Origin of the sequence: Pseudomonas koreensis (genome assembly GCF_036668835.1) — a bacterium.
Lineage (GTDB): Bacteria > Pseudomonadota > Gammaproteobacteria > Pseudomonadales > Pseudomonadaceae > Aquipseudomonas > Aquipseudomonas koreensis_I.
On sequence record NZ_JAZEVW010000001.1, the window covers coordinates 968,276 to 992,713 of the forward strand.

Genomic DNA, 24,438 nt, shown 5'->3' on the forward strand with positions numbered 1-24,438 from the left:
TCTTGCTCATCGTGTTTGACCGATCAGGTTGAGGACGGCATCCGCCGCCTGATTGGAGGCATCCAGGCGCAACGTGCGATGGATCTCGTCGAAACCGCGAGTCTGCTCTTCGCCACCATCGATCAACGGCGAGAGCGTCAACGCCAGCGCCTCGACTGTCGCATCATCCTGCAACAGCTCGGGCACCAGCAAGCGCTGAGCCAGCAGATTCGGCAACGACACGTACGGGCTTTTGACCATACGCTTGAGAATCCAGAACGTCAGCGGTGCCAAACGGTACGCCACCACCATCGGTCGTTTGTACAACAATGCTTCGAGGGTGGCGGTGCCCGAGGCGATCAGCACTGCGTTGCACGCCGCCAGCGCCAGATGCGATTTTCCGTCCAGCAAGGTCACCGGCAAATCGCGGCCAGCGAGCAATTCTTCGAGCTGCGCGCGACGCTCAGGGTTGGCGCACGGAATAACGAAGCGCAAACCCGGACGCATGGCGCGCAAGCGTTCAGCCGTGTCGAGAAACAGCCCGCCGAGACGCGACACTTCGCCCCCCCGACTGCCCGGCATCAACGCGACCAGCGGACCGTCGGGCAAACCCAGTTCGGCACGCGCCGCGGCACGGTCGGCTTCAAGCGGGATGGTGTCGGCCAGGGTGTGGCCGACGAACCGCACCGGCACACCCTTCTCTTCGTAAAATTTTGCTTCGAATGGCAGCAGCGTCAACATCAGGTCGCAGCCTTCGCGGATCTTCAGCACGCGCTTCTGCCGCCATGCCCACACCGACGGGCTGACGTAATGCACGGTCTTGATCCCGGCCTGACGCAGCTTGAGTTCGATATTGAGGTTGAAGTCCGGCGCGTCGATGCCGATGAACACGTCCGGCTTTTCGGCGATCAGCGTGGCGATCAGCTGCTTGCGGCGCTTGAGCAATTCGCGCAGCCGGCCGAGAACTTCCACCAGCCCCATGACTGATAAGCGCTCCATGGGGAAGTAGGACGTCAGGCCTTCGGCTTGCATCAACGGGCCACCGACGCCAATGAACTCGACGGCCGGGTGCTGCGCCTTGAGCGCACGCATGAGGCCCGCACCGAGAATGTCACCGGAAGCTTCACCGGCCACCAGCGCAATACGCAAACTGGCCATGATCAGCGGGTGATGCCGCGAGTCGACGACACAATGGAATCACGGAACACCGCGACTTCCGGGTACTGCGCAGCCGGCTCGGCGAGTTCGGCCAGTGCCTGCTCGACGGTCAGCCCCTGGCGATAAACGGTTTTGTAGGCGCGACGCAATGTATGTATCGCGTCCTCGCTGAAACCACGACGGCGCATGCCTTCGAAGTTCATGCTGCGCGCTTCGGCCGGGTTGCCGAACACAGTGACGAACGCCGGAACATCCTTGCCGATAGCGGTGCCCATGCCGGAAAAGCTGTGGGCGCCGATGTGGCAATACTGGTGCACCAGGGTAAATCCGGAAAGGATCGCCCAGTCATCCACGTGCACATGGCCAGCCAGCGCGGTGTTGTTGACCAGGATGCAGTGGTTGCCGATGACGCTATCGTGTCCGATGTGCGCATAGGCCATGATCAGGTTGTGATCACCCAGCGTGGTTTCCGAGCGATCCTGCACGGTGCCGCGGTGAATGGTCACGCCTTCACGGATGACGTTGTGGTCACCGATCACCAGGCGGGTTTCTTCACCCTTGTATTTCAGATCGGGCGTGTCTTCGCCTACCGAGGAAAACTGATAGATGCGATTGTGCTTGCCAATGCGGGTCGGGCCCTTGAGGACCACATGCGGCCCGATCACGGTACCCTCGCCGATTTCCACACCTGCGCCGATGATCGACCACGGGCCGACCTCGACGCCGTCAGCCAGGATGGCGGACGGATCGATGATTGCGCGAGGGTCAATCAAACTCATACTTTTTGTTCCGCGCAGATGATTTCTGCCGAGCACACCGGTTTGCCGTCAACCGACGCCTGGCATTCGAATTTCCAGATCTTGCGCTTGCAGCTGATGAAAGTCGCTTCAAGGATCAACTGGTCGCCCGGCTTGACTGGCTGGCGGAAGCGCAGTTTGTCGGAACCGACGAAGTAATACAGGGTGCCGTCGGCCGGTTTGACGTCGAGCATCTTGAACCCGAGGATCCCGGCAGCCTGCGCCATCGCTTCGATGATCAGCACGCCCGGCATGATCGGATGCGCTGGGAAGTGACCATTGAAGAACGGTTCGTTGATGCTGACATTCTTGTAGGCGCGAATTCGCTTGCCTTCAGTGTCCAGTTCCACCACCCGGTCCACCAGCAGGAACGGGTAACGGTGAGGCAGGTATTCGCGAATCTCGTTGATGTCCATCATTTCAGGGGGAAGCCTATGTAAAGATTGGGAGCGCGACTGAAGCGCACTCCTCTAGCAAATCAAGGACGCAGTCCAGAGGCTGTGCACACTTGATATGGAAATGGTATCAGCCATCAGAAGAAGCATTGCCATCAGGGGTCACTTCCCCGACGCGCTTTTCCAGCTGTTTGAGCCGTCGCGCGATGTCATCGAGCTGACGGATACGGGCCGCGCTTTTGCGCCATTCGGCCGCCGGTTGCATGGCTGTGCCGGAAGAATAGGCGCCCGGCTCGGTAATCGAGTGGGTCACCATGGTCATCCCGGTCAGGAAAACGTTGTCGCAAATATCAATGTGGCCAACCAGGCCGACACCGCCGGCGAGCATGCAGTGCTTGCCGATTTTGGTGCTGCCGGAGATCCCCACGCACGCGGCCATGGCGGTGTGATCACCGACCTGAACGTTGTGCGCGATCTGGATCTGGTTGTCGAGCTTCACACCATTGCCGATCACGGTATCGGCCAGGGCGCCGCGGTCGATGGCGGTATTCACGCCAATCTCGACATCGTCGCCGATGGTCACGCCACCGATCTGCGCGATCTTCTGCCAGACGCCCTTCTCGTTGGCGAAGCCGAAGCCCTCGCCACCGAGCACGGCACCGGACTGAATGACCACACGCTTGCCGATGCGTACGTCGTGATACAGCGTCACGCGCGGAGCGAGCCAGCCGCCCTCGCCGATTTCGCTGCGCGCACCGATGACGCAATGCGCACCCAAGGTCACTTGCGCACCAATTCGCGCGCCAGCCTCGATCACCACAAACGGCCCGATGCTGGCGGTCGGATCAACCACCGCATCCGCAGCAATCACCGCTGAAGGGTGGATACCCGCGGGGGCTTTCGGCTTGGGATCGAACAAATGCGAGAGGCGCGCATAGGCCAGATAAGGATCCGGCACCACCAGCGCATTACCGGCAAAACCTTCGGCATCGGCTTCCTTGAGCAGCAACGCTGCCGCCTGCGAGCCCGCCAGGTATTTGCGATATTGAGGGTTTGCCAGAAAGCTCAACTGAGCTGGGCCAGCCTCCTGCAAAGTGGCTAGCCCAGTAATTTGCTTCTCGGGGTCGCCACGCAGGGTGGCGCCGAGGAACTCGGCCAACTGGCCGAGCTTGATGGTCACGGTCATGGGTTACTTCAGCTGATTCATGCGCTCGATAACCTGGCGCGTGATGTCGTACTGCGGTTTGACATCGATCACTGCGCCACGCTCGAACACCAGGTCAAAACCACCTTTCTTGATGACTTCTTCCACAGCGCTGTCCAGTTTCGGCTTCAGTTGCTTGAGCATTTCGCGGTCGGCAACGGCTTTGGCTTCGTTCAGCTCCTTGGACTGGAACTGGAAGTCACGGGCCTTTTGCTTGAATTCCAGTTCCAGACGCTCACGCTCGCCTTGCTGCATCTTGTCGCCACCGGCCATCAGACGATCCTGGATACCCTTGGCGCTGCTTTCCAGAGTCTTCAGCTTGGTCAGTTGTGGACCGAACTTCTTCTCGGCATCCACGGCGTATTTCTTCGCCGCGTCGGATTCCAGCAGGGCCATTTGATAGTTCAGAACGGCAATTTTCATGTCGGCAAATGCCGGGCCTGCCACCAGTACGGAGGCCAGGAGAACCAATTGAGTCAACTTACGCACGATGCACTCCTACAAAATCCATTGTCGTTATCTTGGGTCAGACGCTTAGAACGTCTGGCCGAGGGAGAATTGGAACACTTGAGTTTCAGCGTCATCCGGTTTCTTGATCGGCATGGCCAAAGCAAAGCTCAGAGGACCCAGTGCGGTGACCCAGGTCACACCCACACCCACGGAACTGGCCATGTTGCTCAGACTGATGTCGTTGCACTTGGTGTTGGACGACGAACCGTTAGCGTTCGTAGTGTCCTTGCACTGCGAGTCAAATACGTTACCGACATCCCAGAATACCGAGGTACGCAGGGAGCGCTGATCTTTCACGAACGGCAGCGGGAACAGGACTTCCACGCCACCCTGGATCAGGACGTTACCACCGAACGGCAGTGGATCCTGATCCGGGTCGGCGATGGTGCCCGGGTTGGTACCACGGCTAGGCGTACTGCGCGGACCAAGGGTGCTGTCCTTGAAGCCGCGCACCGAGTTGAAACCACCCGCATAGTAGTTTTCATAGAACGGCAAGCCGTCGGTCGAACCGTAACCGTCGCCATAACCCAGTTCGGTATGCAGACGCATGGTGTAGTTTTCAGTGATCGGCTGGAACAACTGACCACGGTAATCAAGCTTGAAGAACGACAGATCGCTGCCTGGAATGGTGGTTTCCAGGGTCAGGCTCTGGGAACGACCACGGGTCGGCAGTACGCCTTTGTTCAGGGTCGACTCGGACCAACCGGCAGATGCCTTGAAGTTCAGGTAGCTGTCGCCTTCCTTCTCGACGAAGTCGAAAATCTCGTCAACGGTGTAACGACCGGTGTTGATCTTGTCCTGCTGCGCGGACAGACCGAAGGTCAGACGCGAAGTCTCGCTGATCGGATAGCCAACGTTGACGCCGGCACCCAGGCTGTCTACGGCGTAGCTCGAGATATCGGCATCGAGCTCATCGTAGTCGGTGGTGCGATAGAACGCGTTGTAACCCAGGCTCACGCCATCGGCGGTCCAGTAGGGATCAACGTAGCCGAAGTTGTAGCGGCTCTGATATTCGCTACGGGTCAGACCGATGCTGACGCGGTTACCGGTACCGAGGAAGTTGTTCTGGGTGATCGAACCACCGAGGATCAGACCGGCACTCTGGGCGAAACCGACGCTGGCGGTAATCGAACCGGACGCCTGCTCTTCAACGGCGTAGTTCACATCAACCTGGTCGTCGACCCCCGGAACAGCCGGAGTCTCGACGTTGACTTCCTTGAAGAAGCCCAGACGCTCAAGACGGGTCTTGGACTGGTCGATCAGGTAAGTCGAAGCCCAGCCACCTTCCATCTGACGCATTTCGCGACGCAGCACTTCGTCTTCGGACTTGGTGTTGCCACGGAAGTTGATGCGGTTGACGTAGGCACGCTTGCCCGGATCGACCGCGAACAGGATGTCGACGGTGTGGTCGTCATCATGCGGCTGAGGCACGCCGTTGACGTTGGCGAAGGTGTAACCCTCGTTACCCAGACGGCGGGTGATCAGTTCAGAGGTGGTGGTCATCAGCTTGCGCGAGAACACCTGGCCCTTCTGCACCAGCAGCAGGGATTTGATCTGGTCTTCAGGGACTTTCAGATCACCGCTGAGCTTGACGTCACGAACGGTGTACTTCTCGCCTTCGGTAACGTTGACGGTGATATAGACGTGTTTCTTGTCCGGGGTGATCGACACCTGGGTCGAAGCGATATCCATGTTGATATAGCCACGGTCCAGGTAGTAGGAACGCAGACGCTCCAGGTCACCGGACAGTTTTTCACGGGCATATTTGTCATCGTTCTTGAAGAACGACAGCCAGTTGGTGGTTTTCAGTTCAAACAGGTCGGTCAGGTCTTCCTCGGGGAACACGGTGTTGCCGACCACGTTGATGTGCTGAATCGCGGCAACGGTACCTTCGTTGATCTTCACTTTCAGACCAACACGGTTGCGCGGTTGCGAGACCACTTCGGTATCGACGGTAGCCGAGTAGCGACCCTGCGCGACGTACTGACGCTGCAGTTCGTTACGCACACCTTCAAGGGTGGCGCGCTGGAAGATCTCGCCTTCGGCCAGACCGGATTGCTTGAGGCCTTTCATCAGGTCTTCGGTCGAGATCGCCTTGTTGCCTTCGATCTCGATACTGGCAACCGACGGACGTTCGACGACCGTGATCACCAGAACGTTGCCTTCGCGGCCCAGCTGGATATCTTGAAAGAAACCGGTTTTGAACAACGCACGAGTGGATTCCACCAGGCGACGATCATCCGCCTGCTCGCCGACGTTCAACGGCAAGGCACCAAAGACACTACCCGCGGAGACCCGCTGGAGGCCATTGACGCGAATATCAGAGATAGTGAAGGACTCGGCGTGAACTTCGGCGATCATCAATACGGTGAGAACCGCAGTTAGCAGCAGACGTTTCATGAAGTCCTTTCTTATTCCAACTGGCAATAAACAAACTGCCGCAAAATGCGGCAGATTCGCAATTCAGCGAAGCGTTACAGTCGACCCAGATCGTTGACCAGAGCAAGCAACATCACCCCGACCACCAAACTGATACCGATCTGTATCCCCCAACCTTGCACCCGATCCGACAAGGGGCGACCACGCACCCACTCGATCAGATAAAACAACAAATGCCCCCCATCCAGTACAGGAATGGGCAGCAAATTCAGAACCCCCAGGCTAATACTCAGATAAGCAAGGAAATTCAGGAAATCAGCGACGCCCGACTGGGCAGAAGCGCCCGCCACTTTAGCAATGGTTATCGGTCCACTCAAGTTTTTTACCGAGAGCTCGCCGAACAGCATTTTCTTCAGTGAATCGAGGGTCAGAATGCTCATGGTCCAAGTGCGACGGGCGCCCTCGCCAATTGCCGCCAACGGCCCGTAACTGACCTCGCGAATCATCTCCGGCGGCCAGTCGATCGCTTTGACCCCCGCGCCCAGATAACCGCTCGGCGCCTTGCTTTCACCGCGCGCCGCCAAGGTCACCGGGACGTCGATTTGAGCACTGTCGCGCTCGACGCGCAGCATGATTTTGGTATCAGGACGCGTACGAACGGTATCGACCACTTGCTGCCAGTCGTTCAACGGCTGGCCATCCAGCGCCAGCAAGCGATCGCCGGTTTTCAGGCCAGCAGCCTGCGCCGGGCCTTTCGGGTCGAGTTCAGCAAGGACCGGCGGTAACGCCGGGCGCCACGGGCGAATGCCCAGAGAACGGATCGGATCCGGCTCATCGGCGCCCTTGAGCCAGTTGTCCAGTTTCAGTTCACGCGGCGAATCAGCGGTGGAACCGTGTTCGCGCACCAGCAATTGCAGAGAGCCGCTTTCGCCGAGACGCCGTACCAGTTGCAGATTGACGGCTGCCCAGCCTGAAGTCGGCTCGCCATCGATGGCGACGATTTCCTCGCCTGCATTCAAACCCGCCCTGGCGGCAATGCTGCCGGACTCGATCGCACCGATGACCGGACGCACCTGCTCGCTGCCGAGCATGGCCAGCACCCAGAAGAACACCAGCGCCAAAAGGAAGTTGGCCACCGGGCCGGCTGCAACAATCGCAATACGCTGACGAACGGTTTTACGGTTGAACGACTGATCGAGCTGATCGACCGGGACTTCGCCTTCACGCTCGTCGAGCATTTTGACGTAGCCGCCCAGCGGAATCGCGGCGATCACGAATTCGGTGCCCTGCTTGTCATGCCAGCGCAGCAGCGGCATGCCAAAGCCTACGGAAAAGCGCAGAACCTTGACGCCACAGCGCCGCGCGACCCAGAAATGGCCGAATTCGTGAAAGGTGACCAGCACACCCAGAGCAATCAGGGTGCCGGCAATCATATAGAGCGCGCTCATCTACTTTCTCCGCAATCCTGTTCAGTGCCGCGTGTAGCCAATGTATTGCAAATTCTATCGAGCGTGACGCTTGAGCCACTGCCGCGCCAGATCACGCGCCTTGGCATCGGCAGTAAACACCGCCTCGAGATCAGCCAGGGCCACCACCGGTTCGAGGCTCAAGACCTCCTCGATGATACTCGCGATTTCCAGGTACCGGACCCGTCCGTCGAGAAACGCCTGTACCGCCACTTCGTTGGCCGCATTGAGCATTGCCGGAGCGCTATCGCCCGCCTCGGCAGCTTGCCGCGCCAGACGCAAACAAGGGAAGCGCCCTTCATCCGGTGCTTCGAAGTCCAGCCGCGCAATGGCGAACAGATCCAGCGGCGCTACCCCGGAATCGATACGCTCCGGCCATGCCAGCGCACTGGCGATCGGCGTACGCATGTCGGGATTGCCCAGCTGCGCCAGCACCGAGCCGTCGACGTAATCGACCAGCGAGTGGATCACGCTCTGCGGGTGGATCACCACCTCGACCTGCGCAGGCTTTGCGTCGAACAACCAGCAGGCTTCGATCAGCTCAAGGCCTTTGTTCATCATGCTCGCCGAATCGACAGAGATCTTGCGCCCCATCGACCAGTTCGGATGCGCACAGGCCTGATCAGGCGAAACATGCGCCAGTTCGCTCATCGGTGTCTGTCGGAACGGACCGCCAGAGGCTGTGAGCAAAATCCGCCGAACACCGACCGCGCCCAACCCACGGGCAAAATCCTGTGGCATGCACTGGAAAATCGCGTTGTGTTCGCTGTCGATCGGCAGCAACACCGAACCGCTCTTGCGCACGGCCTGCATGAACAAGGCACCGGACATCACCAGCGCTTCCTTGTTGGCCAGCAGGATTTTCTTGCCCGCCTCAACGGCCGCCAGGGTCGGGCGCAATCCCGCCGCACCGACGATTGCCGCCATCACCGCATCGACTCCCGGCGCGGAGGCGATCTGACACAGACCCTCCTCCCCCACCAGCACTTGGGTCGATAAACCAGCCGCACGCAAATCGTCCTGCAAGCTGCGCGCGGCGGCCGCTTGCGGCACCACGGCAAATTGCGGCGCGTGACGCACGCACAAGGCCAGCAGCTCACTTAGACGACTGAAACCGCTCAGCGCGAAAACCTGATAGCGCTCTGGATGCCGAGCAATGACATCGAGCGTGCTCAGCCCGATCGAGCCTGTCGCACCCAGAACGGTAATCTGCTGAGGGCGACTCACGGCGCGGCCATCCACAGCAGCACGGCAAATACCGGAATCGCTGCCGTGAGGCTGTCGATACGATCAAGTACACCACCATGACCGGGCAGCAGGTTGCTGCTGTCCTTGATGCCGGACTGACGCTTGAACATGCTTTCGGTCAGGTCGCCGACCACCGAGATGAAAACGATCACCGCCGCGCCAATCAAGCCTTTGAGCAGTTCAGCCACGGTCCAGTCACGCACCAGCCCGACAATCGCGGTAATCACCAGGCTCAGCGCCAGACCGCCATACACGCCTTCCCAGCTTTTGCCCGGGCTGACCTGCGGCGCCAGCTTGCGCTTGCCGAATTTGCGACCCGAGAAATAAGCACCAATATCGGCACCCCAGACCAGCACCATCACCGCCATGATCAGCCAGTTACCCAGCGGGTACTGCTTGATCAGCACCAACCCTTGCCAGGCCGGCAACAACACCAGCAGGCCGATTACCAGCTTGGTCGCAGCGGTTGACCAATGCGCGCTCGAACGCGGATAAGTCAGCACCAGCCACGTGGCCACGGCCCACCAGATCACCGATGCACCCAGCACCCAAGGGGCCAGGCCAGGCAAAACGTACATGACGAACAACATCAAGGCGACCACAGCGGCGAAGCCGACGCGGAACGATTGTGCGGTGAAACCCGCCAGACGCGCCCATTCCCAGGCACCAAGACTGACGACCAGCCCGATGAACAGGGCAAAACCGGCACCTTGAAGCAGGAAAAAACCGCACAAGGCGATCGGCAGCAGGATCAGCGCAGTGATGATTCGTTGTTTAAGCATTAAACCCGGGCTCCAGCTTCGACCTGTTCGCTCGTTTTACCGAAGCGACGCTGGCGCGATGCGAAATCAGCCAGCGCATTGCGCATGGCATCGTGTTTGAAGTCCGGCCAGAACAGGTCGGAGAAATACAACTCGGCGTAGGCCAGCTGCCACAGCAGGAAATTGCTGATGCGGTGCTCCCCGCCCGTGCGGATACACAGGTCCGGCAAAGGCAGATCGCCGGTTGCCAGGCAGGTTTGCAGCAGGTCGGGAGTGATGTCCTCCGGGCGCAGGTGCCCGGCCTGGACTTCACGGGCCAGACGCTGCGCCGCTTGCGCAATATCCCATTGACCGCCGTAGTTGGCGGCGATCTGCAGGATGAAACGGTTGGCGCCCGCCGTCATCGCCTCAGCTTCACGCATGGCTGCTTGAAGCTCCGGATGAAAGCGCGAGCGATCACCGATGATGCGCAGGCTGATGTTGTTGTCGTTGAGGCGCTTGGCCTCGCGACGCAATGCCTTGAAAAACAGATCCATCAAGGCACTGACTTCGTCGGCCGGGCGCTGCCAGTTCTCACTGGAAAACGCGAACAGGGTGAGCACCTCGACCTTGGCCTCGGCGCACACTTCGATCACGGCACGCACAGCATCTACGCCCGCTTTATGCCCGGCGACACCCGGCATAAAGCGTTTTTTCGCCCAGCGATTGTTGCCATCCATGATGATCGCGACATGGCGCGGCACCGCGGACGGCGCAGTCTGCTTGGTCTTGTCCATTTAAAGCTCGACCCTTATACGGCCATCAGGTCTTTTTCTTTCTCATCCGTGGCCTTGGTGATCTGGGCCTCGGACTCTTTGGTCAGCTTATCGATATCAGCGATGGCACGACGCTCTTCGTCTTCGCTGATTTCCTTGTCCTTGACCAGCTTCTTCAGCTCACCCAAGGCGTCACGACGGATATTGCGCACGGCAACACGCGCATCTTCCGCTGCGCTACGCGCCTGCTTGGTGAAGCCTTTGCGGGTCTCCTCGGTGAGAGCAGGCATCGGGATCAGCAGCAACTCGCCCAGGTTGGTCGGGTTGAGGTTCAGGCCGGCGCTCTGGATTGCCTTGTCGACGGCTGCGAGCATGTTGCGCTCGAAAGCCACGACTTGCAGGGTGCGCGAGTCTTTCACGGTCACGTTGGCCACGCCGCTCAGCGGAGTATCCGTGCCGTAGTACGGCACCATGACACTACCGAGAATGCTCGGGTGCGCCTTGCCGGTACGAATCTGGCCGAACGCATGGTTCAGAGACTCCAGGGATTTTTGCATACGCGCTTGAGCGTCTTTCTTGATTTCGTTGATCATTGTTGACCTTCCTCGATCAGAGTACCTTCAGCGCCGCCATGAACGATGTTCAGCAGAGCGCCCGGTTTGTTCATGTTGAAGACGCGCAACGGCATCTTGTGATCGCGGCACAGGCAGATAGCGGTCAGGTCCATGACACCCAGCTTGCGATCCAGTACTTCATCATAAGTCAGATGATCGAACTTCTCGGCATGCGGGTCTTTGAATGGATCTGCGGTGTAAACGCCATCAACCTTGGTCGCCTTGAGCACGACATCAGCGTCGATTTCGATTGCGCGCAGGCAGGCTGCCGAATCCGTAGTGAAGAACGGGTTGCCGGTACCGGCAGCGAAGATCACCACGTCCTTGGAGTTCAGGTGACGCATGGCTTTGCGGCGATCGTAGTGATCGGTCACGCCGACCATGGAAATGGCCGACATCACGATGGCCGAGATATTGGCACGTTCCAGCGCATCACGCATGGCCAGAGCGTTCATCACAGTGGCCAGCATGCCCATGTGGTCGCCCGTGACCCGATCCATGCCGGCTTTGCTCAAGGCTTCACCGCGGAACAGGTTGCCACCGCCGATCACCAGACCGACCTGAACGCCGATGCCGACCAACTGGCCGACTTCCAGCGCCATTCGATCCAGCACTTTTGGATCGATCCCGAACTCTTCCGAGCCCATCAGGGCCTCGCCGCTAAGCTTGAGTAGAATGCGTTTATAGCGAGCCTGATAACCACTGCCCTGCTGAGCCATTGCGAATCTCTCCTGCGGCGTATTTAAAATTCTGTGCCAGCTGTTTACAGCTGCCGTTCACTCTAGCTTGGCGCTGCTTCAGCGCCATCGGAACATGGCTTTGTAAGTCAGTTCCGGATGGAAACCAAATAAAAAATTGGTAACCCCATCTGAAAAGAGGCTGCGCGCGTAAGCGGGCAGCCTCTTTCGGGCGACAGTTGAAAACCGTCTTATTGCTTGGCGGCAGCCAGCTGGGCAGCAACTTCTTCAGCGAAGTTGTCGACCGGCTTCTCGATGCCTTCGCCTACTTTGAAGTAAGTGAAGGAAACGATTTCAGCACCGGCTTTCTTGGCCAGTTCGCCAACCTTGACTTCAGGATTCTTCACGAATGCCTGCTCGACCAGGCTTGCTTCTGCCAGGAACTTGCTGATACGGCCCTTGACCATGTTCTCAACAATGTTTTCTGGCTTGCCTTTGATCTTTTCTTCGTTCAGTTGCAGGAACACAGCTTTCTCACGCTCGATCGCTTCGTCGGAGACTTGCGAAGGCAGCAGGAACTCTGGGTTGCTTGCAGCAACGTGCATTGCGATGTCTTTGGCCAGCTCGACGTCACCGCCTTTCAGGACAACAGCAACACCGATCTTGTTGCCGTGCAGGTAAGTGCCGACAACGTCACCCTCTACGCGAACCAGACGACGGATGTTGACGTTCTCGCCGACTTTGGCAACCAGAGCCTCACGAGCCGATTCCTGAGCGGCGATCAGCGGAGCTGCGTCGGTCAGTTTTTCGTCGAAAGCTTTTTCTACGCTGGCAGCAACGAAGTTTTTGAAGTCGTCTTGCAGGGCCAGGAAGTCGGTCTGCGAGTTGACTTCCAGCAGCACGGCTGCCTTGTCATTCGATTTGATGGCGATTGCGCCTTCAGCGGCAACGTTGCCGGCTTTTTTCGCAGCCTTGATCGCGCCCGAAGCACGCATGTCATCAATGGCTTTTTCGATGTCGCCGTCAGCCTTTTCCAGGGCTTTCTTGCAATCCATCATGCCTTCGCCGGTACGCTCGCGCAGTTCTTTGACCAACGCTGCAGTAATTGCTGCCATTTTCAAATTCCTCTTGGATAGGTTTTCAACCATTCCACCCGATCGAACGGGCGTTCAATTCGTCCCGAACCACCCTTGTTAGCTGCCGCACGTTACAAACAGAGACGTGGGCGCCGACAAATGGTTTTCGAGGTGGCAAAAAGGGGGCCAAGCCCCCTTTTTGCTTACTGAGTCAACGCCAGGGCGTCAATTACTCAGCTGCAGCCTGAGTTTCTTCAGCTGCGAATTCTACAGTACCGCCAGCAACGTTGTTGCGACCGCGGATCACTGCGTCAGCCATCGAACCCATGTACAGCTGGATGGCGCGGATGGCGTCATCGTTGCCCGGGATGATGTAGTCAACGCCTTCCGGGCTGCTGTTGGTATCGACAACGCCGATGACCGGGATACCCAGCTTGTTGGCTTCGGTGATCGCGATGCGCTCGTGGTCAACGTCGATCACGAACAGTGCGTCTGGCAGACCGCCCATGTCCTTGATGCCGCCCAGCGAACGATCCAGCTTCTCAAGATCACGAGTGCGCATCAGCGCTTCTTTCTTGGTCAGCTTGGCGAAAGTACCGTCTTCGGCTTGAACTTCAAGGTCACGCAGACGCTTGATGGAAGCACGGATGGTCTTGAAGTTGGTCAGCATGCCGCCCAACCAGCGGTGATCGACGTACGGCGAACCGCAACGTGCTGCTTCTTCAGCAACGATCTTGCCAGCGGAACGCTTGGTGCCGACGAACAGAATCTTGTTTTTGCCCTGGGCCAGACGCTCTACGAAAGTCAGAGCTTCGTTGAACATTGGCAGGGTTTTTTCAAGGTTGATGATGTGAATCTTGTTACGCGCGCCGAAAATGTACTTACCCATTTTCGGATTCCAGTAACGGGTTTGGTGACCGAAGTGCACACCGGCCTTCAGCATATCGCGCATGTTGACTTGGGACATGATAGTTCCTTGATAAGTCGGGTTTGGCCTCCACGTATCCCAATGACCAACCAATGGCTTCAAGCCAAGGGCACCCAGGTCATCGTGTCGACACGTGTGTGGATTTAAGCCTTTCGGGGCATCCCCGGAAAGCGGCGCATTTTATACCACAGGGCGCGCAGAAACGGAACCCGAAATCTGTATTCGCACCAGGGACATGGGCGCCGCCCTCTTGGAATAGGCTCAAGGCGCACCATTGTATAGAGAGAAGCGATGCACGCCGGCGCTGAATTGCGCCATACGTCTGTTAGAATCGCGTTTTTCAGGTGGCGCCTTCAACACCGCCACCCTGTTTGTATCCGCAAGCGCCGCCGAGCGCAGAGAGAGCCTGTATGACCGTCAACCTCAAAACCCCCGAGGACATCGCTGGCATGCGAGTCGCCGGCAAACTGGCCGCCGATGTGCTGGAAATGATTGCCGAACATGTCAAACCGGGCGTGACCACCGATCAGTTGAACCAGATCTGCCACGACTACATCGTCAACGTGCAGCAAGCGATTCCCGCCCCGCTCAATTACAAGGGCTACCCGAAGTCGATCTGCACCTCGATCAATCACGTGGTGTGTCACGGCATCCCGAACGACAAGCCGCTGAAAAACGGCGATACGCTGAACATCGACGTCACCGTGATCAAGGACGGTTACCACGGCGACACCAGCCGCATGTTCCACGTCGGTGAAGTGCCGGTGTGGGCTGAACGTTTGTCGCAGATCACCCAGGAATGCATGTACAAAGCGATCGAGATCGTCAAACCCGGCTGCCGCCTCGGCGACATCGGCGAAGTGATCCAGAAGCACGCCGAAAAGAACGGCTTCTCGGTGGTTCGCGAATTCTGCGGTCACGGTATCGGCAAAGTCTTTCACGAAGAACCACAGATCCTGCACTACGGTCGCGCTGGCACCGGCATGGAACTGAAGGCCGGCATGACCTTCACCATCGAGCCGATGATCAACCAGGGCAAGGCTGACACCAAAGTATTGGGCGACGGCTGGACCGCGATCACCAAAGACCGCAAGCTCTCGGCACAGTGGGAACACACGCTGTTGGTGACTGACACTGGCTACGAGATCTTCACGTTGCGCAGCGATGACACCATCCCGCGCGTTTCGGCCTGATTCAGGCTACGCGCCCAGCCTCTTATAAAGGAAAGCCAATCGATGCCGCAGGTGGATCCCGAACTCTTCGACCGCGGCCAGTTCCAGGCTGAACTGGCCCTCAAAGCGAGTCCTGTCGCGGCGTTCAAGAAGGCGATCCGCCAGGCCCGCGAGGTCCTCGACACGCGTTTTCGTAACGGTCGCTACATCCGTCGCCTGATCGAGGACCGTGCCTGGTTCGTCGATAACATCCTGCAAAAGGCCTGGGAGCAATTTGACTGGAGCGAAGACGCCGACATCGCACTGGTCGCGGTCGGCGGCTACGGCCGTGGCGAGTTGCATCCCTACTCCGACATCGATTTGCTGATCCTGCTGGACAGCGCCGACCACGAAGTTTTCCGTGATTCCATCGAGCGTTTTCTCACCTTGCTGTGGGATATCGGCCTGGAAGTCGGGCAGAGCGTGCGTTCGGTCGACGAATGCGCCGAAGAGGCCCGCGCCGATCTGACCGTGGTCACCAATCTGATGGAGAGCCGCACGATCTGCGGCCCCGAGCGTCTGCGCCAGCGCATGCTCGATGTCACCAGCACCGCCCACATGTGGCCGGCCAAGGAGTTTTTCCTGGCCAAGCGCGCCGAACAAAAGGCCCGTCACCACAAGTACAACGACACCGAATACAACCTGGAACCCAACGTCAAAGGCTCGCCCGGCGGCCTGCGCGACATCCAGACGATTCTCTGGGTGGCCCGCCGTCAGTACGGCACCCTGAACCTGCGCGCCTTGGCCGGCGAAGGATTTCTGGTCGAAAGCGAAAACGCCCTGCTCGCCTCTTCCCAGGAGTTTCTCTGGAAAGTGCGCTACGCCCTGCACATGCTCGCCGGTCGTTCCGAAGACCGCTTGCTGTTCGATCACCAGCGGACCATCGCCGGCCTGCTGGGCTTTGAAGGCGACGACGCCAAGCAGGCGGTCGAGAACTTCATGCAGCAGTACTTCCGCACGGTCATGAGCATCGCGCAGCTCAGCGATTTGATCATCCAGCACTTCGAAGAGGTCATCCTCGCCCCGGAAGACGAAGCGCCGCCACAGCCGATCAACTCACGTTTCCAGTTGCACGACGGTTATATCGAGGCGCGCAACGACAACGTGTTCCGCCGCACGCCGTTCGCCATGCTGGAAATCTTCGTGCTGATGGCCCAGCAGCCAGAAATCAAAGGCGTACGCGCTGACACCATTCGTCTGCTGCGCGAAAACCGCCACCTGATCGACGACAACTTCCGCAACGATATTCGCAACACCAGCCTGTTCATCGAATTGTTCAAGTGCAAGATCGGAATCCACCGCAACCTGCGCCGGATGAACCGTTACGGCATCCTTGGCCGCTATCTGCCAGAGTTCGGCTTTATCGTCGGGCAGATGCAGCACGACCTGTTTCACATCTATACGGTCGATGCGCACACGCTGAATCTGATCAAGCACCTGCGTAAATTGCAGTACACCCAGGTGTCGGAGAAATTCCCGCTGGCCGCCAAGCTGATGGCCAAGCTGCCCAAGCCCGAGCTGATCTACATGGCGGGCCTGTACCACGACATCGGCAAGGGCCGGCATGGCGACCACTCGGAAATCGGCGCGGTCGATGCCGAGGCGTTCTGCCAGCGCCACCAGTTGCCGGTGTGGGACAGCCGCCTGATTGTCTGGCTGGTGCAGAACCATCTGGTGATGTCGACGACCGCCCAGCGCAAGGATTTGTCCGATCCGCAGGTGATTCACGATTTTGCCTTGGCGGTGGGCGATGAAACCCGTCTCGACTATCTCTATGTGCTGACCGTGGCAGATATCAACGCGACCAATCCAACACTATGGAATTCATGGCGCGCCAGCCTGCTGCGCCAGCTCTACACCGAAACCAAACGTGCCCTGCGCCGTGGTCTGGAAAATCCGGTGGATCGTGAAGAGCAGATCCGCCAGACGCAAAGCGCCGCGCTGGATATTCTGGTACGCGGCGGCACCGACCCGGACGATGTCGAGCAGTTGTGGGCGCAGTTGGGCGATGATTATTTCCTGCGCCACACGGCGGGTGATGTGGCCTGGCACAGCGATGCGATCCTGCAGCAGCCGGTGGACGGCGGGCCGCTGGTGCTGATCAAGGAGACCACCCAGCGCGAGTTCGAAGGTGGTACGCAGATCTTCATTTATGCGCCCGACCAACATGACTTCTTCGCGGTGACCGTGGCGGCCATGGACCAGTTGAACCTGAACATTCACGACGCCCGCGTCATCACCTCCAGCAGCCAGTTCACCCTCGACACCTACATCGTGCTCGACAACGAAGGCGAATCCATCGGCGACAACCCGACGCGGATCAAGCAGATCCGCGAAGGCCTGACCGAAGCCCTGCGTGACCCCGACGACTACCCGACGATCATCCAGCGTCGCGTGCCGCGCCAGCTCAAGCATTTCGCCTTTGCGCCGCAAGTGACGATTCACAACGATGCGCAGCGCCCGGTGACGGTACTTGAACTGACCGCGCCCGATCGCCCCGGCCTGCTGGCGAGAATTGGCGGGATATTCCTCGAATTCGACCTGTCGCTGCAGAACGCCAAGATTGCGACCCTGGGCGAGCGCGTGGAAGACGTGTTCTTCATCACCGACGCGCACAATCAACCGCTGTCCGACCCCCTGCTGTGCAGCCGCCTGCAGGATGCGATCGTCGAGCAGCTCAGCGTCAATCAAGAACCGGATATCAAGCTGTCCCGAATCAGTATCTGAACCAGGAATTTCCCCTGTGGGAAACGGCGCGCTCCGATCCAGGCATGGCAATGAAATCCCTGTGGGAGCGAGCCTGCTCGCGAAGGCGATCATTCAGCACTCATTGATGCTGGATAGGCCGGCCTCTTCCGAGCAGGCTCGCTCCCACAGGGTTTGTTCCAGGCTGGGTAGCGCGGCAATGCCAACCCCACATTGACCGAGGCCCCCATGAACAACGCTCTGAACCAGCTCCAGCCGTACCCGTTCGAAAAGCTGCGCGCCCTGCTCGGCACTGTCACGCCGACCCCGGACAAGCGCCCGATCGCTCTATCGATTGGCGAGCCGAAACACCGCTCGCCAAGCTTTGTGGCCGAAGCACTGGCCAACAGTCTCGACCAGATGGCGGTGTACCCGACCACCCTCGGTATCCCGGCCCTGCGTGAAGCCATTGCCGGTTGGTGCGAGCGGCGTTTCGGCGTGCCGAACGGCTGGATCGATCCGGCGCGCAACGTGCTGCCGGTCAACGGCACCCGCGAAGCGCTGTTCGCCTTCACCCAGACCGTGGTCAATCGTGGTGACGATGCGCTGGTGGTCAGCCCGAACCCGTTCTATCAGATCTACGAAGGTGCGGCGTTTCTTGCCGGGGCCAAGCCACATTACCTGCCGTGCCTCGACGAGAATGGTTTCAACCCGGATTTCGATGCCGTTTCCGCGGACATCTGGAAGCGCTGCCAGATCCTCTTTCTGTGCTCGCCGGGCAACCCGACCGGCGCCTTGATCCCGGTTGAAACCCTGAAAAAGCTGATTGCGCTGGCCGACCAGTACGACTTCGTGATCGCCGCCGACGAGTGCTACAGCGAACTGTATTTCGACGAACAAACCCCGCCGCCAGGCTTGCTCACTGCCTGCGTTGAACTGGGCCGCCAGGACTTCAAGCGTTGCGTGGTGTTCCACAGCCTGTCCAAGCGCTCCAACCTGCCGGGCCTGCGTTCCGGCTTTGTGGCCGGCGACGCCGATATTCTCAAAGGCTTCCTGCTGTATCGCACCTACCACGGCTGCGCGATGCCGGTGCAAACCCAACTGGCCAGCGTGGCCGCGTGGAACGACGAAGCTCACGTACGTGCCAACCGAGCGCTGTACCGCGAAAAGTTCGATGCCGTGCTGGCCATCCTCAGCCCGGTGATGGACGTGCAGCGCCCGGATGGCAGCTTCTACCTGTGGCCGAACGTGCAAGGCGACGACGCAGCATTCTGCCGCGACCTGTTTGAGCAGGAGCACGTGACCGTGGTGCCGGGTTCGTACCTGTCCCGCGAGGTCGACGGCGTCAATCCGGGCGCCGGCCGGGTGCGCATGGCGCTGGTTGCGCCGCTGGCCGAATGTGTCGAAGCGGCGGAGCGTATTCGCGCGTTCGTCACCCGCCAGCAATAACCGGCCAGTGCCCGCACCGGAGCTTCTGGTGCGGGCAATGCACCTGCTATTTCACCTGCCCCAGATTGGCCTCACTCAAGTCAAGATCGCCAAGCACTTCTCTCAGGACGTCATCACCGATCTGGTGATGACGGCTCAGGCTGTACAACTCCAGACGCTGCGCCCGCAGCGCTTTCAAACGCAAACGCCGCTCGAGCAGATCCATCTGGAAGGCCAATGCCTGGGCTTCCGCCGAATCGTTGAACACGTCGAGTTGATGGCGATATTCGGACATGATCCGCGCCTTGAGTTCGGCCGCCAGTGCTGCTTGGGCGGCGTCCTGAGGGACAGCCTCCTCAGTCTCGAGTGCATGAATCGCCGCCTCGGCGGTTTTGCGCCAGGCGTCGCGTACCTCCTGACGACGTTTGTCGTCGGGACTCTTTTCGATACCGCGCAACAGCAACGGCAAGGCGATGCACGCCGAAACCAGCGACAGCAGGATCACCCCGGCGGCGATGAAAATCAGCAGATCACGCTCCGGAAACGCCTGCGCGCCGATCAGCATCGGCACCGACATCACACCCGCCAGCGTCACCGCGCCGCGCACGCCGCCGACCGTCAGCAACCAGCAGGAGCGCGCGGTCGGCACTTGCGTCAACTCGCCCTTGCCGCGCAAGCGGCGCAACAACACCGACAAGCGCCAGATGCTCTGCACCCAGACAAAGCGCAGCAACACCAACGCGAGGAAGATCGCCACCACGTCGAGGCAACGATAAAAAAGCGTTGGCCACAAGGTCGGTTCGTGGCTGACCACGGCTTTGATGATGTCCGGCAATTGCAGGCCTAGCAGCAGGAAGATCAAGCCGTTGAAGGCGAATTCGAGCAGCGACCAGACACTGCGATTGAGCAGCCGCGTGCTGGTCTGCCGTGGCAGCAGATCGAGCCAGCTCTGCATCATCCCCGCCGCGACCGCCGAAAGGATGCCCGACACGCCGAGACGTTCGGCCAGCACATAGGCGGCGAACGGCAGCAGCAACATGAACACCACATGGGTGGCTGGATCGTCCCAGCCTCGGGCAATCATCCATGCACGCAAGCGCCCGACCAGCCAGCTCAAGGCCACGCCGACAGCCAAACCGCCGAGGGCTACCACGACGAAACTCAAACCGGCGCTGGTCAGCGAGAACACCCCGGTGATGGCAGCCGCAAGGGCGAACTTGAACGTCACCAGGCCCGAGGCATCGTTCATCAACGCCTCGCCCTGCAATATGTGCATCAGCGGGGTCGGCAAACGATTCTGCGCGATGGCCGAGACCGCCACGGCGTCGGTCGGCGACAACACCGCAGCCAGCGCAAACGCTACCGGCAGCGCAATCGTCGGTAATAACCAGTGAATGAAATACCCGGCGCCGACGACCGTAAACAGCACCAGCCCCACCGCCAGCGTCAGGATCGGCCCGCGCAGTTGCCAGAACGCGCGCTTGGGCATGCGCCAGCCATCGGAAAACAGTAACGGTGGCAGGAACAGAAACAGGAACAACTCGGGATCGAGCGCCACATGCAGGCCGAGGGTCGGCCAGGCAAGCAAGGCGCCGGCAGCGATTTGCACCAGCGGCAGTGGCAGTGGAATGACCCGCCCGATCAGACGCGAGACGCCGACCAGCATGAGCAGGATCAGGACGGTGTAAGCAGTTTGCATAGAGCGTAGATTCCAGACCATCGACAGCGTTCAATTGCCATATTAACCGCTCAGGATGGGTCTGACCGTTGCACCTATGTCGCACGGATGCATCGCGATTCCAATGTGGGAGCTTGCTCGCGAATGCGGTGTTTCATTAACAGAGATGATGACTGACACGGCCCCTTCGCGAGCAAGCGCTCTCCCACAGGGTTTTGCATTGCCAGGTGAAGCCGGGCGCCGCGAAACCGTTTGGTCATGGCATAATCCGACACCATTTTTTTCCAGCACCTGCAAAGGGGGCGATTCCTTGGCCGTTTCAAGCAAAACGTTGCACCTTTTCGGCATCAAAGCCTGCGACACCATGAAAAAGGCGCGCACCTGGCTCGATGAACACGCTGTCAGCTACGATTTTCACGATTACAAGACCGCCGGTATCGACCGTGAACACCTGACCCAATGGTGTGACGAACACGGCTGGCAGACTGTGCTGAACCGCGCAGGCACGACCTTTCGCAAACTCGACGACGAACGCAAAGCCGATCTCGACCAGTCGAAAGCCATCGAGCTGATGCTCGCGCAACCGTCGATGATCAAGCGCCCGGTGCTCGATCTCGGTGACCGAACCCTGATTGGCTTCAAGCCAGATATCTACGCGGCCGCTCTGAAGTAAGCAGCCCGTCACTCTTTGTAGAGGTATTCCCATGTCCAATTCTCTGTTCAGCATCGCTTTCGGTATCGGCACCCAGAACCGTCAAGGCGCTTGGCTGGAAGTTTTCTATGCACAGCCATTGCTCAATCCTTCGGCCGAGCTGGTCGCTGCCGTCGCGCCAATTCTCGGTTACACCGAAGGCAACCAGGCCATCACCTTCACCACCGCCCAGGCTGCGCAACTGGCCGAAGCGGTAAAAGGCATCGACGCCGTCCAAGGCAAGCTGCTGACCCGTCTGGCCGAGAGCCACAAGCCGCTGGTTGCAACCCTGCTGGCTGAAGACACACAGCTGACCTCGACGCCTGAGGCCTACCTCAAGCTGCACCTGCTCTCGCACCGTCTGGTCAAGCCACACGGCGTCAGCCTGGCCGGCATTTTCCCGCTGCTGCCGAACGTAGCGTGGACCAGCCAGGGCGCCATCGACCTGAGCGAACTGGCGGAGATGCAACTGGAAGCGCGTCTGCGCGGCGAACTGCTGGAAGTGTTCTCGGTGGACAAGTTCCCAAAAATGACCGACTACGTGGTCCCGGCCGGCGTGCGTATCGCTGACGCCGCGCGTCTGCGTCTGGGCGCCTACGTCGGTGAAGGCACTACCGTAATGCACGAAGGTTTCATCAACTTCAACGCCGGCACCGAAGGCCCGGGCATGATCGAAGGCCGCGTTTCCGCTGGCGTCTTCGTCGGCAAGGGCTCGGACCTGGGCGGCGGTTGCTCGACCATGGGCACTCTGTCGGGCGGCGGCAACATCGTGATCAAGGTCGGCGAAGGCTGCCTGATCGGCGCCAACGCCGGTATCGGCTTCCCGCTGGGCGACCGCAACACCGTTGAGTCGGGTCTGTACGTGACCGCCGGCACCAAGGTTGCGCTGCTCGACGAGCACAACAATCTGGTCAAGGTTGTCAAAGCGCGTGAGCTGGCCGGTCAGTCGGACCTGCTGTTCCGTCGCAATTCGGAAACCGGTGCCGTGGAGTGCAAAACCCACAAATCGGCGATCGAACTGAACGAAGCGCTGCACGCTCACAACTAAGCAGCACTACAAATACCTGTGGGAGCGAGCCTGCTCGCGAAAGCGGTGTGTCATTCGGCAAACATGTTGACTGACAAGTCCCCTTCGCGAGCAGGCTCGCTCCCACAGGGTCAGGCGCACACCCTCTCGGGCCGCGAACATGATGATTCCCTCCCCCTGGCGCGCCGATTTTCCGGCCATCGCCGCTCTGCAACGGCAGGACCAGACCTATCTGGACAACGCCGCCACCACGCAAAAACCGCAAGCCCTGCTCGATGCGCTGACGCATTACTACGCCAACGGCGCAGCCAATGTGCATCGCGCGCAGCACTTGCCCGGCGCGCATGCCACGCAAGCGTTCGAAGACAGTCGGCACAAGGCTGCGCAGTGGCTGAATGCCGGTGACAGCGGGCAAGTCATTTTCACCCACGGCGCCACCAGCGCGCTGAACCTTCTGGCTCACGGGCTGGAACACTTATTCCAACCGGGCGATGAGATTGTCATCAGCGCCCTGGAGCATCACGCCAATCTGCTGCCGTGGCAGCAACTGGCCCTGCGGCGTCAGTTGAAACTGGTGATCCTGCCGCTGGACGCTGACGGCTTGATCGACCTTGGCGCCGCGGTGCACCTGATCGGCCCGCGTACGCGTCTGCTGGCGGTGAGTCAGTTGTCCAACGTGCTCGGCGCCTGGCAGCCACTGACCGCTTTGCTGGGCATGGCCAAGGCGCAAAATGCGCTGACCGTGGTCGATGGCGCGCAAGGCGTGGTCCACGGCCGGCACGACGTGCAAGCGCTGGGTTGCGACTTCTATGTATTTTCCAGCCACAAGCTGTATGGCCCCGATGGCCTCGGCGTGTTGTTCGGACGCAACGCTGCGCTTGCACAGCTCAAGCCGTGGCAGTTCGGCGGCGAGATGGTGCTAGAGGCCAACTATCACGATTCGCGCTTTCGCCCGGCGCCGCTGGGTTTCGAGGCGGGGACGCCGCCGATAGCCAGCGTCATCGGCCTCGGCGCGACCCTCGATTACCTCGCCGGTCTGGATCAGAACGCGGTGTCTGCCCATGAGGCGGCACTGCATGACTATTTGCTCCGTGGTCTCGCCGCGCGCAACGGCATCCGCCTGCTCGGCAAGCCGCAACTGGCGCTGGCCAGTTTTGTGGTCGAGGATGTGCATAACGCCGATCTGGCGCATCTGCTCACCGAGCAAGGCATCGCCGTGCGCGCCGGACATCACTGCGCCATGCCGCTGATGAAAAGCTTCGAACTGGCAGGGGCGATTCGCGTGTCACTGGCGCTGTACAACGACTCCGAAGATCTCGAGCGCTTTTTTGACGCGCTGGATCAGGCGCTGGAGATGTTGCGATGAGCCTGCCGATGGAAGCAGCCGAAGCGCTGCAGACGTTTCAGAATGCGGCGGGCTGGGAGCAGCGGGCGCGGTTGCTGATGCAGTTCGGTGATCGCCTGTCGCCGATGGATGACGCAGACAAATGCGAGGCAAACCGCGTGCATGGCTGTGAAAGTCAGGTGTGGCTGGTGGGGGAATTGCGCGACGGTCACTGGCAGTTCAAGGCGAGCAGCGATGCGCGGATGATTCGCGGGCTGGTGGCGTTGTTGTTGCTGCGGGTTAACGGTTTGTCGGCGGCTGAGTTGCAGCGAATTGATTTGCCTGATTGGTTCAATCAGCTCGGCCTGTCGCGCCAGCTATCGCCCTCGCGCAGCAATGGCCTCAATGCCGTGCTCCAGCGCATGAACGAGCTGGCAGGCTAATCGC

Annotated in this window: 22 protein-coding genes; 7 read left to right on the top strand and 15 right to left on the bottom strand. The window is 59.7% G+C overall.

Features of this window, described 5'->3' with window-relative positions; all coding sequences use genetic code 11:
- Positions 1–6: 6 nt before the first annotated feature.
- From lpxB to rpsB, 14 genes are all read right to left on the bottom strand, one after another.
- The gene (lpxB, locus tag V6F91_RS04415) at positions 7–1,137 is read right to left on the bottom strand and encodes a lipid-A-disaccharide synthase (RefSeq protein WP_423815309.1); all 1,131 of its coding nucleotides are present in this window, start codon (positions 1,135–1,137) and stop codon (positions 7–9) included.
- A gap of 2 nt (positions 1,138–1,139) precedes the next feature.
- Positions 1,140–1,916 carry an acyl-ACP--UDP-N-acetylglucosamine O-acyltransferase gene (lpxA, locus tag V6F91_RS04420; protein ID WP_332762634.1) on the bottom strand — a complete coding sequence of 259 codons (777 nt, stop codon included), beginning with the start codon at positions 1,914–1,916 and terminating at the stop codon, positions 1,140–1,142.
- Positions 1,913–2,353, bottom strand: coding sequence for a 3-hydroxyacyl-ACP dehydratase FabZ (gene fabZ / locus V6F91_RS04425; RefSeq protein ID WP_016771469.1), 441 nt, complete (start codon positions 2,351–2,353; stop codon positions 1,913–1,915). Before fabZ ends, lpxA begins: the two co-directional genes overlap by 4 nt.
- A 106-nt stretch (positions 2,354–2,459) precedes the next feature.
- Positions 2,460–3,515, bottom strand: a complete 1,056-nt coding sequence (lpxD, locus tag V6F91_RS04430) for a UDP-3-O-(3-hydroxymyristoyl)glucosamine N-acyltransferase (protein ID WP_332762636.1) — start codon at positions 3,513–3,515, stop codon at positions 2,460–2,462.
- Between the two features lie 3 nt (positions 3,516–3,518).
- Positions 3,519–4,022: an OmpH family outer membrane protein gene (locus V6F91_RS04435; RefSeq protein WP_003222140.1), complete on the bottom strand. Its 504-nt coding sequence runs from the start codon at positions 4,020–4,022 to the stop codon at positions 3,519–3,521.
- A gap of 45 nt (positions 4,023–4,067) precedes the next feature.
- Complete coding sequence (gene bamA / locus V6F91_RS04440) at positions 4,068–6,443, bottom strand: outer membrane protein assembly factor BamA (protein ID WP_332762638.1); 2,376 nt, start codon at positions 6,441–6,443, stop codon at positions 4,068–4,070.
- Between the two features lie 74 nt (positions 6,444–6,517).
- The gene (gene rseP / locus V6F91_RS04445; RefSeq protein ID WP_332762640.1) at positions 6,518–7,870 is read right to left on the bottom strand and encodes a sigma E protease regulator RseP; all 1,353 of its coding nucleotides are present in this window, start codon (positions 7,868–7,870) and stop codon (positions 6,518–6,520) included.
- Positions 7,871–7,924: 54 nt separating this feature from the next.
- Positions 7,925–9,115 carry a 1-deoxy-D-xylulose-5-phosphate reductoisomerase gene (gene ispC, locus V6F91_RS04450; protein WP_332762641.1) on the bottom strand — a complete coding sequence of 397 codons (1,191 nt, stop codon included), beginning with the start codon at positions 9,113–9,115 and terminating at the stop codon, positions 7,925–7,927.
- On the bottom strand, positions 9,112–9,918 hold the full coding sequence (locus V6F91_RS04455; protein ID WP_332762643.1) for a phosphatidate cytidylyltransferase: 807 nt from the start codon (positions 9,916–9,918) through the stop codon (positions 9,112–9,114). The genes ispC and V6F91_RS04455 overlap by 4 nt, the downstream gene beginning before the upstream one ends.
- Positions 9,918–10,673 carry a polyprenyl diphosphate synthase gene (gene uppS, locus V6F91_RS04460; protein WP_007908854.1) on the bottom strand — a complete coding sequence of 252 codons (756 nt, stop codon included), beginning with the start codon at positions 10,671–10,673 and terminating at the stop codon, positions 9,918–9,920. Before uppS ends, V6F91_RS04455 begins: the two co-directional genes overlap by 1 nt.
- 14 nt (positions 10,674–10,687) lie before the next feature.
- On the bottom strand, positions 10,688–11,245 hold the full coding sequence (gene frr / locus V6F91_RS04465) for a ribosome recycling factor (protein ID WP_007954771.1): 558 nt from the start codon (positions 11,243–11,245) through the stop codon (positions 10,688–10,690).
- A complete protein-coding gene (gene pyrH, locus V6F91_RS04470) occupies positions 11,242–11,985 on the bottom strand; it encodes a UMP kinase (RefSeq protein ID WP_003222124.1) in 744 nt (247 codons plus the stop codon). Before pyrH ends, frr begins: the two co-directional genes overlap by 4 nt.
- A gap of 209 nt (positions 11,986–12,194) precedes the next feature.
- Positions 12,195–13,058, bottom strand: a complete 864-nt coding sequence (tsf, locus tag V6F91_RS04475) for a translation elongation factor Ts (protein ID WP_016771476.1) — start codon at positions 13,056–13,058, stop codon at positions 12,195–12,197.
- A gap of 190 nt (positions 13,059–13,248) precedes the next feature.
- Positions 13,249–13,986, bottom strand: coding sequence for a 30S ribosomal protein S2 (gene rpsB / locus V6F91_RS04480; RefSeq protein WP_008052780.1), 738 nt, complete (start codon positions 13,984–13,986; stop codon positions 13,249–13,251).
- Between the two features lie 371 nt (positions 13,987–14,357).
- On the opposite strand from rpsB, the gene map reads away from it, so the two are divergent.
- The 3 genes from map (at position 14,358) to dapC (ending at position 19,292) form a co-directional block, all read left to right on the top strand.
- Entirely contained in the window at positions 14,358–15,140 is a 783-nt protein-coding gene (gene map / locus V6F91_RS04485) for a type I methionyl aminopeptidase (protein ID WP_208938542.1), read from the top strand.
- A gap of 42 nt (positions 15,141–15,182) precedes the next feature.
- Positions 15,183–17,885 (top strand): [protein-PII] uridylyltransferase, encoded by a 2,703-nt coding sequence (locus V6F91_RS04490; protein WP_332762646.1) that lies wholly within the window; start codon positions 15,183–15,185, stop codon positions 17,883–17,885.
- Positions 17,886–18,092: 207 nt separating this feature from the next.
- The gene (dapC, locus tag V6F91_RS04495) at positions 18,093–19,292 is read left to right on the top strand and encodes a succinyldiaminopimelate transaminase (protein WP_332762648.1); all 1,200 of its coding nucleotides are present in this window, start codon (positions 18,093–18,095) and stop codon (positions 19,290–19,292) included.
- Positions 19,293–19,338: 46 nt separating this feature from the next.
- Here dapC and V6F91_RS04500 read toward each other — a convergent pair whose 3' ends face one another.
- Positions 19,339–20,970 (bottom strand): Na+/H+ antiporter, encoded by a 1,632-nt coding sequence (locus V6F91_RS04500; protein WP_332762650.1) that lies wholly within the window; start codon positions 20,968–20,970, stop codon positions 19,339–19,341.
- 289 nt (positions 20,971–21,259) lie between these two features.
- Between V6F91_RS04500 and V6F91_RS04505 the strand changes: the two genes are divergently transcribed.
- From V6F91_RS04505 to V6F91_RS04525, 4 genes are all read left to right on the top strand, one after another.
- The gene (locus V6F91_RS04505; RefSeq protein WP_093104271.1) at positions 21,260–21,622 is read left to right on the top strand and encodes an ArsC family reductase; all 363 of its coding nucleotides are present in this window, start codon (positions 21,260–21,262) and stop codon (positions 21,620–21,622) included.
- 31 nt (positions 21,623–21,653) lie between these two features.
- On the top strand, positions 21,654–22,688 hold the full coding sequence (dapD, locus tag V6F91_RS04510; RefSeq protein ID WP_332762653.1) for a 2,3,4,5-tetrahydropyridine-2,6-dicarboxylate N-succinyltransferase: 1,035 nt from the start codon (positions 21,654–21,656) through the stop codon (positions 22,686–22,688).
- 139 nt (positions 22,689–22,827) lie between these two features.
- The gene (locus V6F91_RS04520) at positions 22,828–24,033 is read left to right on the top strand and encodes a cysteine desulfurase (RefSeq protein WP_332762654.1); all 1,206 of its coding nucleotides are present in this window, start codon (positions 22,828–22,830) and stop codon (positions 24,031–24,033) included.
- Positions 24,030–24,434 (top strand): SufE family protein, encoded by a 405-nt coding sequence (locus tag V6F91_RS04525; protein WP_332762656.1) that lies wholly within the window; start codon positions 24,030–24,032, stop codon positions 24,432–24,434. The genes V6F91_RS04520 and V6F91_RS04525 overlap by 4 nt, the downstream gene beginning before the upstream one ends.
- Positions 24,435–24,438: the final 4 nt, after the last annotated feature.